We start from the raw sequence: 18,215 nt of genomic DNA on the forward strand, positions 1-18,215 counted from the left end.
TCAGGGACAACCACCTGAGAATACCGCCGCTCATCCCCTTAATATAATCTGAACCTCCAGCCCTCCCTGCGCGCGATTACTCAATATCAGGCTCCCTGACATCTGATTGATCAATTGCGAAGCGATCGCCAATCCCAGCCCGGTACCGCCGGTGTGACGATTACGGGAACTTTCCACCCGGTAAAATGGTTTCAGCACCGCTTCCAGTTCGTCTTCCGGAATGCCGGGGCCGTTATCACGCACATGAATGTTCATGCCGCCTTCCGCCGTTCCGGATAACGCCACCTCAGCCTGAGAACCAAACTTAAGCGCATTATCAATCAGGTTGGTCATAATGCGGCGTAACGCCTGCTGACGAATGCTGAAATTATCCGGCCCCGTGCAGGGCAAAAAGCTGACCGCTTTACCCACATCCTGGTAATCACAGGCAATGCTATCCAAAAACGCATTGAGGCTGACACGCTGCGGCGTCTCATCCGGTATTTGTGCGGAGCGTGCATAGTCAATGCCCTCGCGTACCAGGCGGCTCATATTGTCTAAATCGCCCAGCAACTTGTCGCGCAGTTCGGGCTGTTCCGACATCTCAACCCGCAACTTCATACGGGTGATAGGGGTTTGCAGGTCATGGGATATCGCCGCCAGAATCTGTGCTCGTTCCTGCAAATGATCCTGAATCCGCAACTGCATTGCATTAAATGCCCGCGCGGCCTGTTGCACCTCTGCCGGACCATTTTCCGGCATGATGCTGGCACTGGCGCTGGCCGGTTTTAATCCTTCCACTGCCTGGGTGAAACGCATAAACGGCCTGACCACCTGACGTACCGCTATCCAGGCACAGACCGCCAGCAAGATCAGTTGGGCAAACAACACCACCGGCAACCAGCGCGCAATCGCCGGCATGCGCGGCCAGAGATCCAGTGTCAGCGGCGCACCATCGTGTAAGGTGATATGGGCCTGAATATGCAGACGCGGGCCGGGTACATTGGTAAAGGTCAACGGGTACTGGCCGCCCAGCGTCTCCTGCAACGAGCGGATGGCATCCCGCGCCCGCCAGCTATCCGGCCAGGGGCCTGGCTGCCCCGCCGACAATTCATAGCGATAATTGCCACGCGCCAGCTTCGCCAGCCAACCGGGACGCTCTGACGGGGAGAGGTGATCCAGGATTGCCACGCTGGTCGCCACATCGTATTCAAGATTGCCGAGCATCACGGTTTTGGCGCTGCTCATCCGTTCAATCATCAGGCTGACCACCGTCATACCGTTTGCCAGCACCAGCCCGAGCAGCACAATCAACACCAGACGCGATAACAGCGAACGCGGCCAGAGCCTCATACATTGACCTCTTTAATGGTGACCGGCGCAGCCAGCACATAACCTTCACTGCGTACCGTTTTGATGTACGCGGGTTCGCGCGCGTCCTCGCGCAGCCGCTGGCGCAAACGGCTGACCAACAGGTCAATCGAGCGTTCAAACAGTTCGGCATCGCGCCCCTGAGTCAGGTTCAGCAGCTGGTCACGGGTTAATACCCGTTGCGGATGATCGAGAAACACCCGCAGCAGACGGTATTCCGCCCCGCTCAACGCGACGATGACCCCGTCGGTATCCAGCAGATGGCGCGCCGAGGTATCCAGTTGCCAGTCACCAAAAGCAATCAGGCGACCAGTTTCGGTGATTTGCAGGTTGGGCGGCAGCGCGCGGGTACGGCGCAGAATCGCTTTGATCCTTGCCAGCAATTCACGCGCGACAAAGGGTTTGATCAGATAATCATCCGCGCCCATCTCCAGCCCGAGGATACGGTCGCTGTCTTCGCTGCGCGCCGTCAGCATCAAAATCGGCAGATTACGTTGTGGATCGCTGCGTAGCTGGCGGCACAAGGTCAGACCATCATCACCCGGCATCATAATGTCCAACACCACCAGGTCTATCGCATTCGCTGCCAGCACCGCACGCATCTCACGGCCATTGGCGGCACCGGTGGCGCGATAACCCGATTTCACCAGATAGTCGGTGATCAGTTCGCGGATGTCCCGGTCATCATCAACAACCAGGATGTGATCAATGTGCTCCAAAACAACCTCCTGTCAGCGGGCCAGACAAAAAAGACCGGTCATAAAATACCGGTCCGACAATAACTTATTACCACAGAATTACATTTTTGCCGCATCAACGACAGCTTTCACAAAATCCTGCGGGTCTTCGGCGGGCGGGTTATGACCAATATTGCCGCTGAAGGTACGATGCTCATATTTGCCGCTGAATTTTGCCCGATATGCCGCCGGAGCCGGATGCGGCGCTCCGTTGTTATCCCCTTCGATGGTAATGGTCGGCACGCTAATCACCGGCAGCGTCGCCAGTTTTTTCTCATAGGCGGCATATTTCGCTTCTCCCGGTTCCATCCCGATACGCCAGCGATAGTTGCTGACCGTCACCGCAACCTGGTCCGGGTTATCCAGCGCCTGCGCGCTTTGGTTAAAGGTCGCATCGCTGAATTTCCAGCCCGGTGACGCCTGCTGCCAGATTAATTTGGCAAAATCATGGGTGTTCTTCGCATAGCCTTCACGGCCACGTTCGGTGGCGAAATAGAACTGATACCACCATTGCAGCTCCGCCTGCGGCGGCAGCGGTTTTTTACCGATCTCCTGGCTGCTGATCAGATAACCGCTGACGGAAACCAGCGATTTCACGCGCTCCGGCCACAGCGCCGCCACGATATCGGCGGTACGTGCACCCCAGTCAAACCCGGCGAAGACCGCCTGTTTGATCCCCAGCGCGTCCATCAATGCCACGGTGTCAGCCGCCAGCGCTGAGGGCTGACCGTTACGTGGCGTACTGGCAGAGAGGAAGCGGGTTGAACCATAACCGCGCAGGTAAGGTACGATAACGCGATAGCCCTGTGCCGCCAGCTGTGGCGCAACCTGAGCATAGCTTTGAATATCGTACGGCCAGCCGTGTAACAGAATCACCGCCTGGCCATCACGCGGGCCAATATCGACATAGCCGACATTCAGCACCCCGGCTTTCACTTGGTGGATGGTGTGGAAGGCCTGGGCGTAATCGGCTTCAGTCGGGGCAGCCACCGCAGCAGTGGTAGCAAACAGGGCGGTGGCGGTCATCAGGGTCGCTAACAGTGATTTACGTAACATGGCGTTCTCTCCAGAAAATTTGATGTGTAAGTGACAACGCCTGAATTACACCACCCCGATGTATAGCGCTTGTTTCTGCTCACCCGGATTTTTGCCTCGCGATGTATTGGGGAGCGAGGCAGATACAGTGCGATACAAACCTGCGCGATAAATCGCGCCGCTACGGTACTGGCATTATTCGATTTATCACACCGCAAAAATTTTCCTTTCAATCTGTGCGCTCGATCTCCTATCCCGGCAACATTATGAGATATATCTATTAACACGATATATCTAAATTTATTACAACAACACTGAGCGGTACCCCTTTTATCTGAAAGAGAGAACATACCCATGCCACAGATCGATGAGTTGGTTTTGGAGCCACCTTTCAACGTGACGCGTGCCAGTCATGTTGTCCTGAACGTTCGCGACCTTGAGGCCAGCAAACGCTTCTACACCGATTTAATCGGATTGGTGGTCAGTGATGAGGATGCGTCCAGCGTGTATCTGCGCGGATTAGAGGAACGTGGGCATCACAGCCTGGTGTTAAAAAAAGCCAGCGATACCCACTGCGCCCGTATCGGGATGCGCGTGTGCCGCGATGACGATATCTATAAAGCGGAAGACTATTTCGCCGCACAGGGTAAGGAAACGCGCATTGTTGAGGTGCCCTTTCAGGGCTTAACCCTGCATGTCACCGACCATGTTGGCGTCCCGTTGGAATTCTGCGCGTCGATGGATGCCTGTGAGCGCATGCTGAAAAATTACCAGCATTATCGCGGTGCCAGCGCCCAGCGCCTTGACCACTATCAGTTACAAACCAGCGATGTACGTCAGGCCTGGTCGTTCTATCAGCCACTGGGTTTTCGCGTCAGCGAATACACCTGGTCGCAGGTCGAAGACAATCAACATCTGTGGGGCGTCTGGCTACAGCGCAAAGGGAATCCGCACGATATCGTCTTCACCCAGGGGCCGGGGCCGCGCCTGCACCATTTTGCCTACACCCTGCCTGATACCAACGACATGATCCGCGCCTGTGACGTGGCCGGTGCGCTCGGTTACGCACCGCAACTGGAACGAGGTCCGGGTCGTCACGGCATCAGCGGTGCCCTGTTCGTCTACTTCCGCGATCCCGACGGCCATCGTATCGAGTTGTTTAATACCCACTATCAACATATCGACATCGAACCGGCGCTTGGCTGGAATCTGGCCGATCCCAAACGTGCCGACCAGTGGGGACTCCCGGCGCAAAACAAGTGGTTTACCGAAGCGACGCCCTTCGCCAACGTTCCGGTCATCCAGCCGGAAACCCCGATCGATCCGCCCACGCTGGAGCGCTTTCTCGCCCTTGCCAATGATGGCTAAGCGCCTGCGTCAGTCCATAACGCTAAATCCTGTGTGAAATCAGCTATTGGGAGAACGGATCGTGAGTACATTTATTCAAAACCCGCTGGTGCGGATTCTGGTCGCCTACGCGCTCGGCGTGATGGCAGCCATGACGGTCAGCGAAGCGGTGACTGAGTTAGGTTCGATTGCCAAAGAGTTTCATGTGTTTGAACACAGCCAGATCGGCCTGATTATGTCGCTGCCATCGTTGATGGTGGCTCTCGGCGCGCTGCTGGCGGGTTATATTGTCGACCGCGCCGGGGATCGGGTGGTGTTACTAATCGGTGCCGTGGTGATTGTGCTGGGGGATATCTGCGTGGTTGCGGCACCGTCGTTTAATCTGCTGCTGGGCGGGCGCATCGTTACCGGCATCGGTTATGTGTTAACCGCCGTGGCCGCCGTGACCTTGCTGATCCGCATCACCACCGGTAAGCAACGTAATATGGCGATGGCGCTGTGGTCCACCTTTGTTCCTGCCAGTTTTCTGCTGCCGTTCCTCTCAGCCGGTCTGGCCGACCATTTTGGCAACTGGCGTGCTGCCTTCCTGGCGCACTCGGTCCTGACGCTGGCCCTGGCGTTTGTCGCCACCGTCAGCCTGCCGCGTCGCACGCCAGAAGAGAAGGCACAATTCTCACGCACCCGAGGCTTACGCTCCGTGCTGCGTAGCCCGTTGATCTATCTGTTGGGTATTTCCTTCGGTGCTGATGCCTTTTTGCAAACCGGCATTATCTCCACCCTCGCCCCGTATCTCGCCAAACGCTACAGCGTGCCTCTGCTGGAAGTCGCCCACTGGAACGTGGTGGCGATGGTATGTAACGGCATTGGCTGCCTGATGGTTGGCGCATTGCTGAACCGGGGTGTCAGAGCTGCCGCGATTGGCGTGGTGGGCCTGGTACTGACCGGCGCACCCGCGCTGGCGATTTTCACCCTGCCGCTCGGCTTTATGTTCTCCATAGGTGCCTCCTGGTTGTTTATGTTCGGCAGCGGTTTGCTGGTGGGCATGTGGGCGCTGGCTCCGGTGGTCGCGCCATCACGCGAAAGCATCGGAGCCACCAGCGGTCTGATCACCCAACTGACGCTGGTCGGTGTGTTCTTAGGTCCACCGCTGTTTATCGCCGCGCAGAACAGCGAAGACCCGCAGTCGCTGGCACTGCTGGTTATCGGTGGTCTGGTGGTCTGCCTCGCCGGATTACCGATCTGGCTGCGCGATGTACAGCGCCAGCCCGGTCACGGGCTCAAAGCTAATACCCTGAAAAGCCACAGTTAACTCTGAATAACAAGAGGAAGTCATTATGTTGGATATCGTCATCATTGGTGCCGGCCCGGCCGGTTTGGCTGCCGCCCTGCGCCTGCATCAACAGGGTTTTCGCCCGCGCCTGTTTGAAGCCGTCGTTGAAATCAAACCGCTGGGAGTCGGCGTAGATATCAAGCCATATGCGGTGAAAGAAATTACTGAAATGGGTTTGTACGACGCCTTTGTCGACATCTCCGTAGAAGCTAAAGAGTCCATTTTCTATACCGGCTACGGCCAGCAAATTTTTGGCGAGCAATGCGGCAAGCATATGGGCTACGAATACGACCAACGCTTCGTCCATCGCGGCCATCTGCAAATGATGCTGTACAAAGCGGTACAGGAACGCCTCGGTGCGGATGCCATCACCCTTGGTTGCCGTTGCAGCCATTTCGAACAGGATGACAGCGGCGTAACCGTGCATTTTGATACCCGTCTCAATCCCAATGCTCCGCAAAGCGTGCGCGCCGATGTGGTGATTGGCGTCGATGGTATCCGTTCGGTGGTGCGCAGCAAACTGCTGCCGGAATCAGCCCGCAGCCACTTCTCCGGTCTGACCTTATATCGCGGCGTCACCGTGATGCCGCCGTTCAAAACCGGCGGCAGCATTCTGCATATCGGCGATCCGATTCGTCAGGGCACGCTGATCGTCTATCCGATCCAGAACAACGTCGATGACCAGGGCAATCAACTGGTGAACTGGGTGATTGAGCAGAACGAGAAACCACAAAGCGAAGAAGACTGGAACCAGGAAACCGGCGTCAAAGAGATTGAGCATGTGTTTGACGACTGCCAGCTCGATTTTATCGATGTCAGCGCCATGATCCGCAACGCCCGCGAATGCTATCTGTTCCCGTTGATCGACCATGACCCGTTACCGCAATGGTCATTTGGCCGCATCACCCTGCTCGGCGACGCAGCCCATGCCATGTATCCGCGCGGTGGCAATAGCGTCTGCCAGGCGTTTGTCGATGCCCGCGTCATCGCCGAGAAACTCGCCACCATCGCTGACCCGGTCGCCGCGTTGCAAGCCTATGAGCTGGAGCGCCGCGAGAAGGTGAACTGGCTGGTGCTGGCATCACGCGGCGAAGGCCCGGAAGTGGTGCGCCGTATCGTCGAAGAACGTAGCGGTGGTAAGCCGTTCGACGACATTGAAAACATCTTCCCGCACGAAGAAGCCCTGTCGATTTTCAGCGAGTACCACGCCAAAGCCGGTATGCGCATCCCGACAGAAAAAGAGACCGACCAACCGACGAAATACAAATCGGTTTTTGCCACCCAAAAATAATTTATCCCCTTAATTGAGACAGAAAGGAACTGACTATGAGCAAAATTATCGATGCCAACATGCACTGGCTGCCGGGCGAGCTGTTTTCTGACAAGAAACTGCTGAATTCATTTCTCGACTGCGTGCCAAAACAATATGGCGTGCACACCCGCGTGGAGAAAATTGAAGGCAAGGAACTGAGCCAGCTGATCATTGAGCAGCCGAAAGGCTTTGTTAACCTCAACTACGCCGAAGGGCAATACACGCTGGAAAGCCAACTGGCGGATATGGAGAAAGCCGGGGTTGATCACGCCATTTTCCGTCTGCCGGTGTGGCAGGAGTGGCTGGATCTGGAAACCTGTAAAGAGGTCAACACCCGCATGGCGGAATACGTGAAACGCAGCGAAGGCCGCATGTCAGCGCTGGCGGTGGTTCCGCCGTGGGGGACTGACGATTGTCTGCGTGAAGTGGACCGTTGCCTGAATCAACTCGGTTTCCGTGGCGCGCAAATCGTGGCGCACTACGGCCAAATCTACCTCGATGACCCGGCGTTCCGTCCATACCTGACGTTCCTCAACGACCTCAAGGTGCCGGTGGTGGTTCACCACACCCCGCTGCCGGTGGATTTCAACTCCGTGCTGCCTTACACCAACCAGCGTCGCCAGTTTGGTCGCTGCGTGGATCAGGCGACTGCGGTGGGTCGTGAGCTGTTCAGCGGCATGTTTGATGAGTTGCCAAACCTGCGCTTTATCCACTCGATGCTGGGCGGTGCGTTCTACGCCTTCGCCGATATGCTGGTACCGCCACAACATCAGTTCAACGATGCGGTGGATCGTTTCCAGACCGGCACCGGCAACCTGCGTGCGCAACTGAGCAACAACATTTTCTTTGATACCTCCGGCGCGCCGCAATGGGGTAAAGCGCAACTGGAAGCCGCAGTGAAAGTGATTGGCGGCAAAAACATCCTGTACGGCAGCTCCTACCCGATCCGTAAAGACTGGTTCTTTAAAGGCATTGAAACCATCGAGAGTCTTGATATCAGCGCCGAAGACAAAGCCAACATTCTGGGTGGTAACGCCGCGCGCATGTTCAACCTGGCATAACGCGCCACGGCGCTGCGTCAACGCCGCAAACCCTCCTGTGTCTTGAAAACTGCTCAGCCTTCATGCTGGGAGCGGCGGGCTTCTGCTCGCCGCATTTTTGCCAAAATGGGGAGAAAACCCGTGGAACGACCGCAATTTATCCGTTTTTCCGCCGAAAAGGGTCAGGTACAAAGCTATGGTTTGATCAGTGGCGCTGGGGTGATTGACCTTAAACCGCGCTTTGCCGATCGCTGGCCGACGCTGGATGCGGTGATCGCTGATAACGCCCTCACCGCGCTGGCCGCCGAGGCGCAAAACCTGCCGGTGGATTATGCCCTGACCGATATCCAGTTCGAGATGCCGCTTGAGCAACCGGGCAAAATTCTGTGCATCGGTGTGAACTACCCCAACCGCAACGCCGAATATAAAGACGGACAGAGCGCGCCGGATTATCCGTCGATGTTTGTCCGTTTTCCTGAATCACTCACCGGCCATCAGCAGCCGCTGCTGCGCCCCGCCGAGAGTGAGCAGCTTGATTACGAAGGTGAAGTGGTGATGGTGATCGGCAAATCTGGTCGCCGGATTCCTGAAAGCGAGGCGTTAAACCATATCGCCGCCATTACGCTTGGCAATGAAGGCACGGTGCGCGACTGGGTGCGACACAGTAAATTCAATGTCACTCAGGGTAAGAACTTCTATCGTTCCGGCGCGATTGGCCCGTGGCTGGTGCCCTTCACCGAAGCCGCGCAGATCGCGGATATTCGTCTGACCACCCATGTTAACGGTGAACTGCGTCAGGACGACCGCACCTGCAATATGACGTTCTCATTCCGTTGGATCATCGCCTATATCTCAACCTTTATCCCGCTCAATCCCGGCGACATCATCTTTACCGGCACCCCCACCGGTGCGGGCGCGCGCTTTGAACCACCGGTCTGGTTGAAGCCCGGTGATGTGATTGAAGTCCACGCCGAAGGGATTGGCACCCTGCGCAATCACGTTAAGGATGAGGTGTGACCATGTTAAGCCAGAGCGAGTTATTCGCCGCCGTCGAAGCGCTGGACCAGGCCGAGCGTAGCCGCAGCCAGACCGGGTTGTTGTCGCTGCGCTACCCGCAGATGACGCTGGATGATGCCTATGCGGTGCAACAGGCGTGGGTGCGGCAAAAAATCGACGGCGGGCGGAAGGTCATCGGCTGGAAAATTGGCCTGACATCGAAAGCGATGCAGTACGCCTTGAATATCGACACCCCCGATTCCGGCGTGCTGTTCGACAACATGGTGTTTGATGACGGGGCCACCATCCCGGCTGACCGCTTTATTCAGCCACGTATCGAGGCGGAACTGGCATTCGTACTTAACGCGCCACTGCGCGGGCCAGGCGTGGACGTTGAAGCGGTATTGGCCGCCACCGCTTATGTGCTACCGGCGCTGGAGATTCTCGACACCCGCATCGTGCGTAGCGATGCTGCCAGCGGCAAAGCGCGCACTATCGTCGATACCGTCTCTGATAATGCCGCCAACGCAGGCATCGTGTTAGGTAGCCAGTTGTTCGCGCCAGAAAATGTCGATATGCGCTGGATGGGCGCGATTGTGTCGCGCAACGCCACCGTCGAGGAAACCGGTTTAGGGGCCGGGGTTCTGAACCATCCGGCACGCGGCATCGCCTGGCTGGCGAACCGACTGGCGCAGTATGGCGACCATCTTGCCGCCGGCCAAATCGTGCTTGCCGGTTCGTTTATCCGTCCGATCGAGGCCCGTCACGGCGACACCATCCATGCTGACTATGGCCGTCACGGTTCCGTCAGCTGCTACTTTGCGTGAGGTAATGATGTCTGCACCGATTAATCGTTTTAAACAGGCGCTGCACAACCAACAGCCGCAAATTGGCCTGTGGCTGGCGCTCGCCAATCCTTACAGTGCTGAGATCTGTGGCGGTGCCGGGTTTGACTGGCTGCTGCTGGATGGCGAGCACGCCCCCAATGACGTACCGCTGTTGATGCAGCAGTTACAGGCGCTGGCAGCCTCGTCCGCGCATACGGTGGTGCGTGCGCCAATGGATGCTCCCTGGCTGATTAAGCAGTTGCTGGATATTGGCGCACAAACGTTGCTGATCCCGATGGTGGAGAGTGCCACACAGGCGCAGGCGCTGGTGAAGGCGGTGCGTTATCCACCGCAGGGTATCCGTGGCGTCGGCGCGGCGCTGGCACGGGCCTCAGCCTTTAACCGCACACCAGATTATCTCACCAGCGCCAATGCACAGATTTGCCTGCTGGTGCAGGTGGAAAGCCGTGCTGGTCTGGCGCAACTGGATGCCATTGCCGCTATTGACGGGGTCGATGGGGTGTTTATTGGACCTGCCGATCTGGCGGCGGATATGGGTTTTCCCGGCAAGCCCGGTGCGCCGGAAGTCCAGGAGGTGGTTGAGGCGGCGCTGGTACGCATTCAGTCTCACGGTAAAGCGGCGGGAATTTTGAGTGCTGATCCCAGGCTCTGCGCCCGTTATCTGGAGCTGGGTGCCACCTTTGTTGCGGTGGGTAGCGATGTGGGATTGTTGGTGAAAGCCACCTCGGCGCTGGCGGCGGATTTTCGCTAGTCGCTCTGATTTGCGCGATAAATCGCGCCGCTACAGACCGGGCAATGGTTGACGATACGGATGCGCGGATTTGCGCGTTAAATCGCGCCGCTACAGACCGGGCAATAGTTGACGATACGGATGCGCGGATTTGCGCGATAAATCGCGCCGCTACAAACCGGACAATGATTGACGATACGGATACGCGGATTTGCGCGATAAATCGCGCCGCTACAAACCGGACAATGGTTGACGATACGGATGCGCGGATTTGCGCGATAAATCGCGCCGCTACAGACCGGGCAATAATTGACGACACGGATGCACGGATTTGCGCGATAAATCGCGCCGCTACAAAACGGGAAAAATTCGGTAGCGGCGCGATTTATCGCGCGGTTTTTACCTTAAACCTGCTGCCATATCACTTCCAGCGTTTCACGGACCGCCGCCTCTTCCAGATGGCGCACCAGAATATGCTGCATCTCGGTCAGCTTCTCTTCATTCAACGCGGTGAGGGTGACGCGGAAAATACCGTCCAGCACTTCCATACGAACCTCCCCCATACTCATGCGGAAATGGCCGCTGTTCTCATCCATCACCACCGGGGTGCGGTGCTGAAAATGGCTGCCGAGACGGCGCAGAAAACGCTCGCCGTTTGGCGTCATGATATCGGCCACGCACTTCGCCGCACCTTCGCTCAGGGTCGGCGCATTGAGCAACGCTTCAATCTGGTTAGCGGCAACATGGATAATCTCCCCGATACGCGTGACCACCTGATCCGCCACCGGCTCCATTTTGGCACGCAGACTTAACGCACGTTTCAAATGGTCCATCGCCTCAACAATCGCCTGCGGCGACTTGCCTTGTCCCTGATGTTTTGGCACCACACGCGCCACCAGCATATCAATCACGGTTTTATTGGCGCTGAGGAACGCATTCCCTTCGTCGGTGATGCGGTAGCGTTTGCGCCCGCCCTTTTCTAAGTCAATCTCGGCATAGCCGCGATCGTACAGCCAGGTGAGCGCCGGATAGAGCACGCCGGGGCTGGGTTTGTAGGTGCCGCCCAGACGTTCATTCACTTCATGGATCAGCTCATAGCCGTGGCTGGGTTGTTTGGCGATGATCGCCAGCAACAGCAGGCGTAACTCGCCATAATCGAAGGCACGCGCCCGGCGACCCGTTTTGCCAGCCGCAGGCTGCGTATCCATTTCGCTTTGTCCAACCATGACTGCCCCCACGCAGTTACGCAAATAACCACACAATGATCACTGAATTTTAAATATATCGAAATTTCCGACATAGTCCAAGTCGTTACGGCCATCGTTTCCGTTGCACAGGGAATATAGAGAAAGGTGCGGGCAGATACAATCACTGCCCGCAATGAGAGATTAACGATCCAGTACCGCGATAAAGTCACACTGAATTAAGGTATTACCGCTGAAGTTACCGTCCAACGCATGGCGTGCCGGACGGGCGTTGGCATCCGGGAATGCCGCCAGCCAGTAGCGGTTCACCACCTCACGCTGCGATTTATCCTGCATCCATAACGTCACCTTAATGACGTCCTCCAGCGTGCCACCCGCCGCCTTAACGATGCTTTCGATATGGCTAAACATCAGCGCGCACTGCTCGCCGAGATCGGCAGGCACCTGCTGGGTCTGTGGGTCGCGTCCGTAGATCACCCCGGAATACAACATCGCGCCTATCCGACACGCCGCCGGGATCGGATTGGTATGGGGAAAGGCATCAATATAGATACTTTCGCGTCGGCTCATATCATCTCCTGATTAATAATCATCATCTGCCATTTTCGCGCCAAAGCGATATACCAGACGCAGACGTTCCGCATGGTAATTACCCGTCACCTCATTCGGTGAATGGACGTAGTCAAACTCGAATTCCAGATGCAGACGCGGCGTGACGTTATAGCCGAGGATCATAAAGGCGGCATTGATGTTCTCCGCCGGTAGCGGATAGTAGATCCCGCTGGAATCCTCCAGTTCCAGACGCGTCACGCCAAACACCCCGAGATACTTTTCATCATGGTACGCGTAGCGTAAGGCAAAGGCCTTGCCCGGCTGGTTGGTGGTGACCATCGACACCAACGGCTGACCACTTTCGAGTGGGGTATGGTCGTAAATACCGTAGCTATAAGGCGCGAAGAAGCCACCGTTAAGGAAGGCATCATCTTTGCGTGGCACATACGTCGCGGCGAAATACAGATCATGATTGCGGGTTTTCATGCCGATACGCCCGGAATAAAGATCGGTATCGATATTGTGATAAGGATACGCCTGGTCGCTGGCATCCCATTCATGCAAATACTGCGCGCCCCAGTACGGTGTCCAGTTGCCGAATTTTAACGCCGATACCGGTAGCTGGACCCCACCGTAGCCCAGCTGAGCGCGTTTATCGAAGTTGTAGTACCAGGCTTCCGCCACCGTATTCCACTGCTGACCGTAGCGCAGCCCCACCGTGGTGAAACCATCGCTGTCCACCGACGGCATGCTGGTGTCCTCGATTTCCGGGTTACCGGCATCCCCTTTGCCGAACTGGTCGGAACTTTCCGGTTTGAAGCGATAGATGCGATACGCATTGAGTTTCAGGTCGCCCTTGTCATCCAACGCATAGCTGCCGCCGAACCCCTGATACAACGCCGGGATCATGGTCCAGCCTTCGCCTTCATTGGCAAACGGTGTATCCAGGCCAAAACGTCCTCCCTGCAAATCAAAGCCATAGCCCTGATAACGCAGGAAGGCTTTACCCAGCACCGTGGTGTTTTCCGACGGCAGATAGATTTCGGTACGTTCCGGGTCGGAAGGATTCAGCCCGAGGTTATACGCCCCGTACACGCCTACCCCGGCGCTAAAACCGCCGATTTGTGGGCTGCGATATTGAATATCACCGCCCACCGAGCTGGTGCGTTTGTTAACCTGGGTGCCGCTGAACTCTTTAAAAAAGGTCATGGTTTTTAGCTCGCCAGAGATATTGCCTTGTGTGAGCCAGTCGTTAACGCTATCGGAGTCCGTTGCAGGTGAAGCCTCCGCAAAGCAAGTACCGCAGAACAACGCCAGAGGCACTACGGTTAATGCAGCAATTTTGGCTTTTTTATGAACATCCATTGCCTGATAACCTCATTGTAGCGGCGCGGTTTATCGCGCGATTTCAATTACGGCGCGATTTCTCGCGCGTGGGGCACAGCGAAGCCGCCCGAAATCCCTGACGGGAACGGTCAACTGGCACTGTGGGTTACCCGGGCAGAACGACGTCACCCGGTACGACAGGAATTCAGGCGTTGCGCCTGGGTTTACTGCTGCAACTGCGACAACAACGCTTTGCCGTAGTCGTTCCCGTTGGGAATGCGGGTAATGGTATGGATATGGAAACGCGCCGGTTCTTCATTGGTCAGCCACATGCCGCTGTGATGATCAAACTCCAGCATCACCACCGGGCTTTGCAGCCGGTAATAGAACACATCGTCATCACCACAACCGCCAATCCAGCTCCACCAGGTGTTATCGAGCTGGGCCTCAATCTGTTGCAGGCGCGCAGCGCGCGGTCCGTCGGGCAGGAAAGCCAGGAACACCGCTACCAGCGCCATCACCTGTTGACGCTGCGCGGGCGTGAATTCCGCCACGCAGACACCCTCCAGCGGGATCACCCGATTGTCCTGAAATGCACCGCCAAGGTGACGCTGATCGGCAAAGTTAAAGCGATCGGCCGGCATCGCGGGATCTTCCATTAACTGATAGATCGTGGCGCGATGTTGCTGCCGGGCGCTGAGCGACTGCATCAGGGCCAGACCGAGCTGCTCCTCGTCACGGAACAACACGCAATCGCTGGCATCACCCCGTTCGATAACATTGGGTTCAACGCCGAAAAAGGTCGGGGCAATCACCAGTTGCCGCCCGACGATAAAACAGCAAAACGCCACATGATGACCGTAAATCGACCAACCCCACGGCTGGGTAGCGGAAGGCGAACCGAACAGCAAAAAATGGAAGCTCCAGCGGTTCATAATGTGGGTGAGATCGTACAGTTCACCGAGAAAATGGTTGGCATCCATCACCTGTTGCACCCGGCTAAAACCCGCCGCACTGGTACAACTCCGCAGCAGCGACCAGAAGGCTTCATGAGTTGCCGCCGAGGTTTCATCCAGCCTGACACCGTAATCATTGAACGGGATTTCCGGGTTGTACCAGGCGCGCCATTGTGGCGCATCGATGGCGTAACTCACCTGCTGCTGCCGGGCGCTATCGAGGCTGGCAAACAGCGCCTGCGCCGCCCTCACCGCCTCTTCCACGGCAAACCCCTCATCCTGCAAGCTGAACAGACCGGACTGTACCTCGCCATTGGCGGTAATGCCGCGGAAGGTTTCATCCAGCATCGCCTGCCAGTGAGCTTTGAGTTTCTGCGCTTTCTCGGTTGCCAACATGCGCGCGCCGTAGGTATGCAGATCCACCCCGCGCGCCAGGCCGATGCGTTCCGCATCATTGGGCATTAAATAATCGCGAAAATTTTGGCTGGTCATACGCGTTCCTCAACCACCGGATTCTCGATATGACCCAGACCTTCAATCTCCAGCCGCATCACATCACCGGGTTGTAAGAAGCGTCCGGTTGGCGCACCGATGCCGGAAGGCGTTCCGGTCGCCAGGATGTCGCCCGGTTCCAGCGTCATCACCGTCGACAGGTAAGCAATCTGCGCGTAGATGTCGTAAATCATGTCGCCGCTGTCGGCATGCTGGCGGAGTTCACCGTTGACGAACAACTTCATCTCCAGCCGCAGCGGATCGGGGATCTCATCGGCGGTGGTGATCCACGGGCCAATCGGACCGTGGGTGTCGAAGGATTTACCCAACGTAAAGGTCGGTGATTTATGCAGCCAGTCGCGTGCCGAGACATCATTGACGATCAGATAACCGGCAATCACGCTGGCGGCGTCGCTGATGCTGACATGGCGACAGCGTTTGCCAATTACCACGCCTAACTCGATCTCGTAATCCATTTTCTCGCTGGCTGCGGGCTTCACGACCGGGGAGAAAGGACCGTTGATGCAGGAGACTTGCTTGTTAAACCACAACTGGCTTTCCGGGATGGGGATCCCCGCCTGACGCGCCTCTTCAGCGTGTTTACGGTAGTTCATGCCAATGCCGAGGAACTTCTGCGCGTCCTGGATCGGCGCTTCGAGTTGTACTGTCGCTAACGCATACGCCGGGCTATGCACCGCTTCCAGTCGCGGGCGCAGCGTTGCCAGGCTGGTCAACAATTGGCGCATCGAGCCGGTGACGCCAGGTACTCCGGAGAGGTCAATTACCTGATCATCCACCACCTTGCCAATACGCGTGCGGCCCTGTTCGGTAAAACGTACCAGTTTCATGCTTTTTCCTTTGCTGTAGGAGTTAACTGCGAGAGCAAAATTTGCCAGCCGGAAGGTGTGCGCCGTAGCACCAGCGTCGAGAAACCGTAGCGCTCCGCCTCTTCTCCCGTTTCCAGCAGCCGCACCCGGTTGCGCGTGTGACCGGTGAGGATGGCGATATCACCCTCCACGCGGATGGCGGGCGTGTCCCGCTGAATCGCGATGAACCCGCCCATACGTTGCACATGTGCCAGAAATTGCGCTTTGTTGTGCACCATGCCCGTGCTGTGGATATGCACCAGGTCTTCCGCCAACATGCTGGCCAGACGCGGCAAATCGGCGTGAATTAACGCCTGCTGGCGCTGTTGTTCAAACTCAAGTAATTGCGCGTGGGGGTTGTTCATCAGATCAACCCCGGATAGGAACCGCCATCCAGTTGCAAGTTCTGCCCCGAAATAAACCCGGCCTGCTGGCTGCACAGAAACGCGCAGGCCGCGCCGAACTCTTCCGGCGTGCCATACCGCCGGGCGGCGATGGATTGCACATTGCGCTCCCGCGCCTGTTCGCGACTGATGCCTTCTTTGGCGATTAAACGTTGCAGCATAAATTCCTGGCGCGGGGTATCGATTCGCTCCGGCAACAGGTTATTAATGGTGACGTTGTCACGCACCACTTCCTGGCTGATGGCTTTACACATTGCCGTCAGCGCTGCGCGGGCCGAGGTGGAGAGCCCCATCATGTAATGCGGGGTTTTAACCATAGCGGAGGTGATGTTGATGATGCGACCAAAACGCCGGGCCTGCATGGCCGGTAACCAGGCGCGGATGAGCTGAATGGCAGGAATAAAATTGGCTTCCATCGCCTCACGCAGCGCTGCGGCTTGCCAGTCTGCCAGCGCACCGGGCTGTGGCCCGGCATTGTTGGTCACCAGAATGTCGATCTGCGGTAAGGCCGAAAGGATAGTATCGCGCCCGGCGGCACTGGTTAAATCCGCGCAGATATAGCTAACCTGCGCCGTCGGGTTTTGCTCGCGCAGGCGCTGCGCGGCCTGCTGCAATTTGGCTTCGTTGCGTCCGTTCAGGGTGACATGTACCCCTTCCGCTGCCAGCGCCTGCGCGCACGCCAGCCCCAGCCCCTGCGACGACGCACAGATAAAAGCGAGTTTGTTACCAATGCCCAGATCCATGATTGCTCCCGGAAAACTTTGCGTTGATGAGTGTGCGATATCGAATAATTAGATATATCTAGTATTACGATATGTCAGAATATTGCACGGCTCTACGCGGCAAAACTCAGAGGCGGGTCACGGATCGTTAATGAAATGTGAAAATGAGAAGGATTCTCGCTGCGCGGCTTTGTCGGGCGCGATTTATCGCGCCCTTACGGTTTTCTTATTGCCCGCTGACGGTGCCGCTGGTCACGGCTGGGGCATCGGCCTTTACCAGAAAAGCAATCACCGTGGCATCACGCTCCCCCCGAATCTCGGGCAGGGAAACGGCATCACTGATGGCATCACCTTTATGCAAGCGCTGATCGCCGACCCGCACGACACCGTCAAGCAGCGTCACCCAGACGGCGAAACCTGCGCGCTGTGGAATCGCCAGTTGCTGGTCGCGTTCCAGTTTGAGGTCATACACATAGATCGCCTGGCGCAAGGCCAGCGGTGCATCACTGCCTTCAGGCCCCGCCAGCAACGTCCAGGCATTTACCGCTGCGCCCTCGGCACGGGTGAAGTGCTGTACCCGTCCCTCACCACCTTCCTGCGCCGGGCGAATATAAGCCTGCAACATTTCGGTTTCGATCAGCGGCGCGGATTCTTCGTGACGCAGTCCCTCACCGGCACTGACCACCATCACGCGTTTGGCGTTGAGCGGCGTGCGCTCGCCATTTTCATGCTGGTGCTGAGAAGAACCGCGCCAGACGTAAGTGAAAATCTCATCGTTTTGATGGCGGTGCATCGGCACCTGCGCCCCGGTTTTCAGCGTCATCTGGTCGATGATCGCCAGTGGACCAAATGCCTCGCCCGGACGCTGACGGCGGATGGTGAAAGGGCCATACTCAAACAGCTGATCGCGCTGTGCACGTAACAGATTCATGGTCGTTCTCCCTTAATTCAGTTTGATACCGCCATC

The 18,215-nt window shown here is 57.0% G+C and carries 18 protein-coding genes; 7 read left to right on the forward strand and 11 right to left on the reverse strand.

Annotated elements, in window-relative coordinates; translation table 11 throughout:
- Positions 1–30: 30 nt before the first annotated feature.
- From L579_RS05595 to L579_RS05605, 3 genes are all read right to left on the reverse strand, one after another.
- Positions 31–1,332, reverse strand: a complete 1,302-nt coding sequence (locus L579_RS05595) for an ATP-binding protein (RefSeq protein WP_021183305.1) — start codon at positions 1,330–1,332, stop codon at positions 31–33.
- Positions 1,329–2,069, reverse strand: coding sequence for a response regulator (locus tag L579_RS05600; RefSeq protein ID WP_021183306.1), 741 nt, complete (start codon positions 2,067–2,069; stop codon positions 1,329–1,331). Before L579_RS05600 ends, L579_RS05595 begins: the two co-directional genes overlap by 4 nt.
- A 78-nt stretch (positions 2,070–2,147) precedes the next feature.
- Positions 2,148–3,113, reverse strand: a complete 966-nt coding sequence (locus tag L579_RS05605; RefSeq protein WP_051337943.1) for an alpha/beta fold hydrolase — start codon at positions 3,111–3,113, stop codon at positions 2,148–2,150.
- Between the two features lie 363 nt (positions 3,114–3,476).
- Here L579_RS05605 and hpaD point away from each other — a divergent pair, with 363 nt between their 5' ends.
- The 7 genes from hpaD (at position 3,477) to hpaI (ending at position 10,746) form a co-directional block, all read left to right on the forward strand.
- The gene (hpaD, locus tag L579_RS05610) at positions 3,477–4,490 is read left to right on the forward strand and encodes a 3,4-dihydroxyphenylacetate 2,3-dioxygenase (protein WP_021183308.1); all 1,014 of its coding nucleotides are present in this window, start codon (positions 3,477–3,479) and stop codon (positions 4,488–4,490) included.
- A gap of 61 nt (positions 4,491–4,551) precedes the next feature.
- Positions 4,552–5,778: an MFS transporter gene (locus L579_RS05615; RefSeq protein ID WP_021183309.1), complete on the forward strand. Its 1,227-nt coding sequence runs from the start codon at positions 4,552–4,554 to the stop codon at positions 5,776–5,778.
- Positions 5,779–5,803: 25 nt separating this feature from the next.
- Positions 5,804–7,090: an FAD-dependent monooxygenase gene (locus L579_RS05620; protein ID WP_021183310.1), complete on the forward strand. Its 1,287-nt coding sequence runs from the start codon at positions 5,804–5,806 to the stop codon at positions 7,088–7,090.
- A 35-nt stretch (positions 7,091–7,125) separates the two neighbouring features.
- Entirely contained in the window at positions 7,126–8,172 is a 1,047-nt protein-coding gene (locus L579_RS05625) for an amidohydrolase family protein (RefSeq protein WP_013509026.1), read from the forward strand.
- A 120-nt stretch (positions 8,173–8,292) separates the two neighbouring features.
- Positions 8,293–9,168 (forward strand): fumarylacetoacetate hydrolase family protein, encoded by an 876-nt coding sequence (locus tag L579_RS05630; RefSeq protein WP_021183311.1) that lies wholly within the window; start codon positions 8,293–8,295, stop codon positions 9,166–9,168.
- Positions 9,169–9,170: 2 nt separating this feature from the next.
- Positions 9,171–9,974, forward strand: a complete 804-nt coding sequence (gene hpaH, locus L579_RS05635) for a 2-oxo-hept-4-ene-1,7-dioate hydratase (protein ID WP_021183312.1) — start codon at positions 9,171–9,173, stop codon at positions 9,972–9,974.
- Positions 9,975–9,981: 7 nt separating this feature from the next.
- Positions 9,982–10,746 (forward strand): 4-hydroxy-2-oxoheptanedioate aldolase, encoded by a 765-nt coding sequence (gene hpaI / locus L579_RS05640; RefSeq protein ID WP_021183313.1) that lies wholly within the window; start codon positions 9,982–9,984, stop codon positions 10,744–10,746.
- Between the two features lie 383 nt (positions 10,747–11,129).
- Here hpaI and L579_RS05645 read toward each other — a convergent pair whose 3' ends face one another.
- From L579_RS05645 to L579_RS05680, 8 genes are all read right to left on the reverse strand, one after another.
- Positions 11,130–11,951, reverse strand: a complete 822-nt coding sequence (locus tag L579_RS05645) for a DUF2218 domain-containing protein (RefSeq protein WP_021183314.1) — start codon at positions 11,949–11,951, stop codon at positions 11,130–11,132.
- A gap of 162 nt (positions 11,952–12,113) precedes the next feature.
- Positions 12,114–12,500, reverse strand: a complete 387-nt coding sequence (locus L579_RS05650) for a RidA family protein (protein ID WP_021183315.1) — start codon at positions 12,498–12,500, stop codon at positions 12,114–12,116.
- A 12-nt stretch (positions 12,501–12,512) separates the two neighbouring features.
- Positions 12,513–13,847 (reverse strand): hypothetical protein, encoded by a 1,335-nt coding sequence (locus L579_RS05655; RefSeq protein WP_021183316.1) that lies wholly within the window; start codon positions 13,845–13,847, stop codon positions 12,513–12,515.
- Positions 13,848–14,032: 185 nt separating this feature from the next.
- Entirely contained in the window at positions 14,033–15,256 is a 1,224-nt protein-coding gene (locus tag L579_RS05660; protein ID WP_021183317.1) for a DUF3500 domain-containing protein, read from the reverse strand.
- The gene (locus L579_RS05665) at positions 15,253–16,104 is read right to left on the reverse strand and encodes a fumarylacetoacetate hydrolase family protein (RefSeq protein ID WP_021183318.1); all 852 of its coding nucleotides are present in this window, start codon (positions 16,102–16,104) and stop codon (positions 15,253–15,255) included. Before L579_RS05665 ends, L579_RS05660 begins: the two co-directional genes overlap by 4 nt.
- Positions 16,101–16,487: a nuclear transport factor 2 family protein gene (locus L579_RS05670; protein ID WP_021183319.1), complete on the reverse strand. Its 387-nt coding sequence runs from the start codon at positions 16,485–16,487 to the stop codon at positions 16,101–16,103. The genes L579_RS05665 and L579_RS05670 overlap by 4 nt, the downstream gene beginning before the upstream one ends.
- The gene (locus tag L579_RS05675) at positions 16,487–17,269 is read right to left on the reverse strand and encodes an SDR family oxidoreductase (RefSeq protein WP_021183320.1); all 783 of its coding nucleotides are present in this window, start codon (positions 17,267–17,269) and stop codon (positions 16,487–16,489) included. The genes L579_RS05670 and L579_RS05675 overlap by 1 nt, the downstream gene beginning before the upstream one ends.
- A 205-nt stretch (positions 17,270–17,474) precedes the next feature.
- Positions 17,475–18,179, reverse strand: coding sequence for a pirin family protein (locus tag L579_RS05680; protein WP_021183321.1), 705 nt, complete (start codon positions 18,177–18,179; stop codon positions 17,475–17,477).
- Positions 18,180–18,215: the final 36 nt, after the last annotated feature.

Origin of the sequence: Pantoea sp. AS-PWVM4 (assembly GCF_000468095.1) — a bacterium.
Lineage (GTDB): Bacteria > Pseudomonadota > Gammaproteobacteria > Enterobacterales > Enterobacteriaceae > Pantoea > Pantoea phytobeneficialis.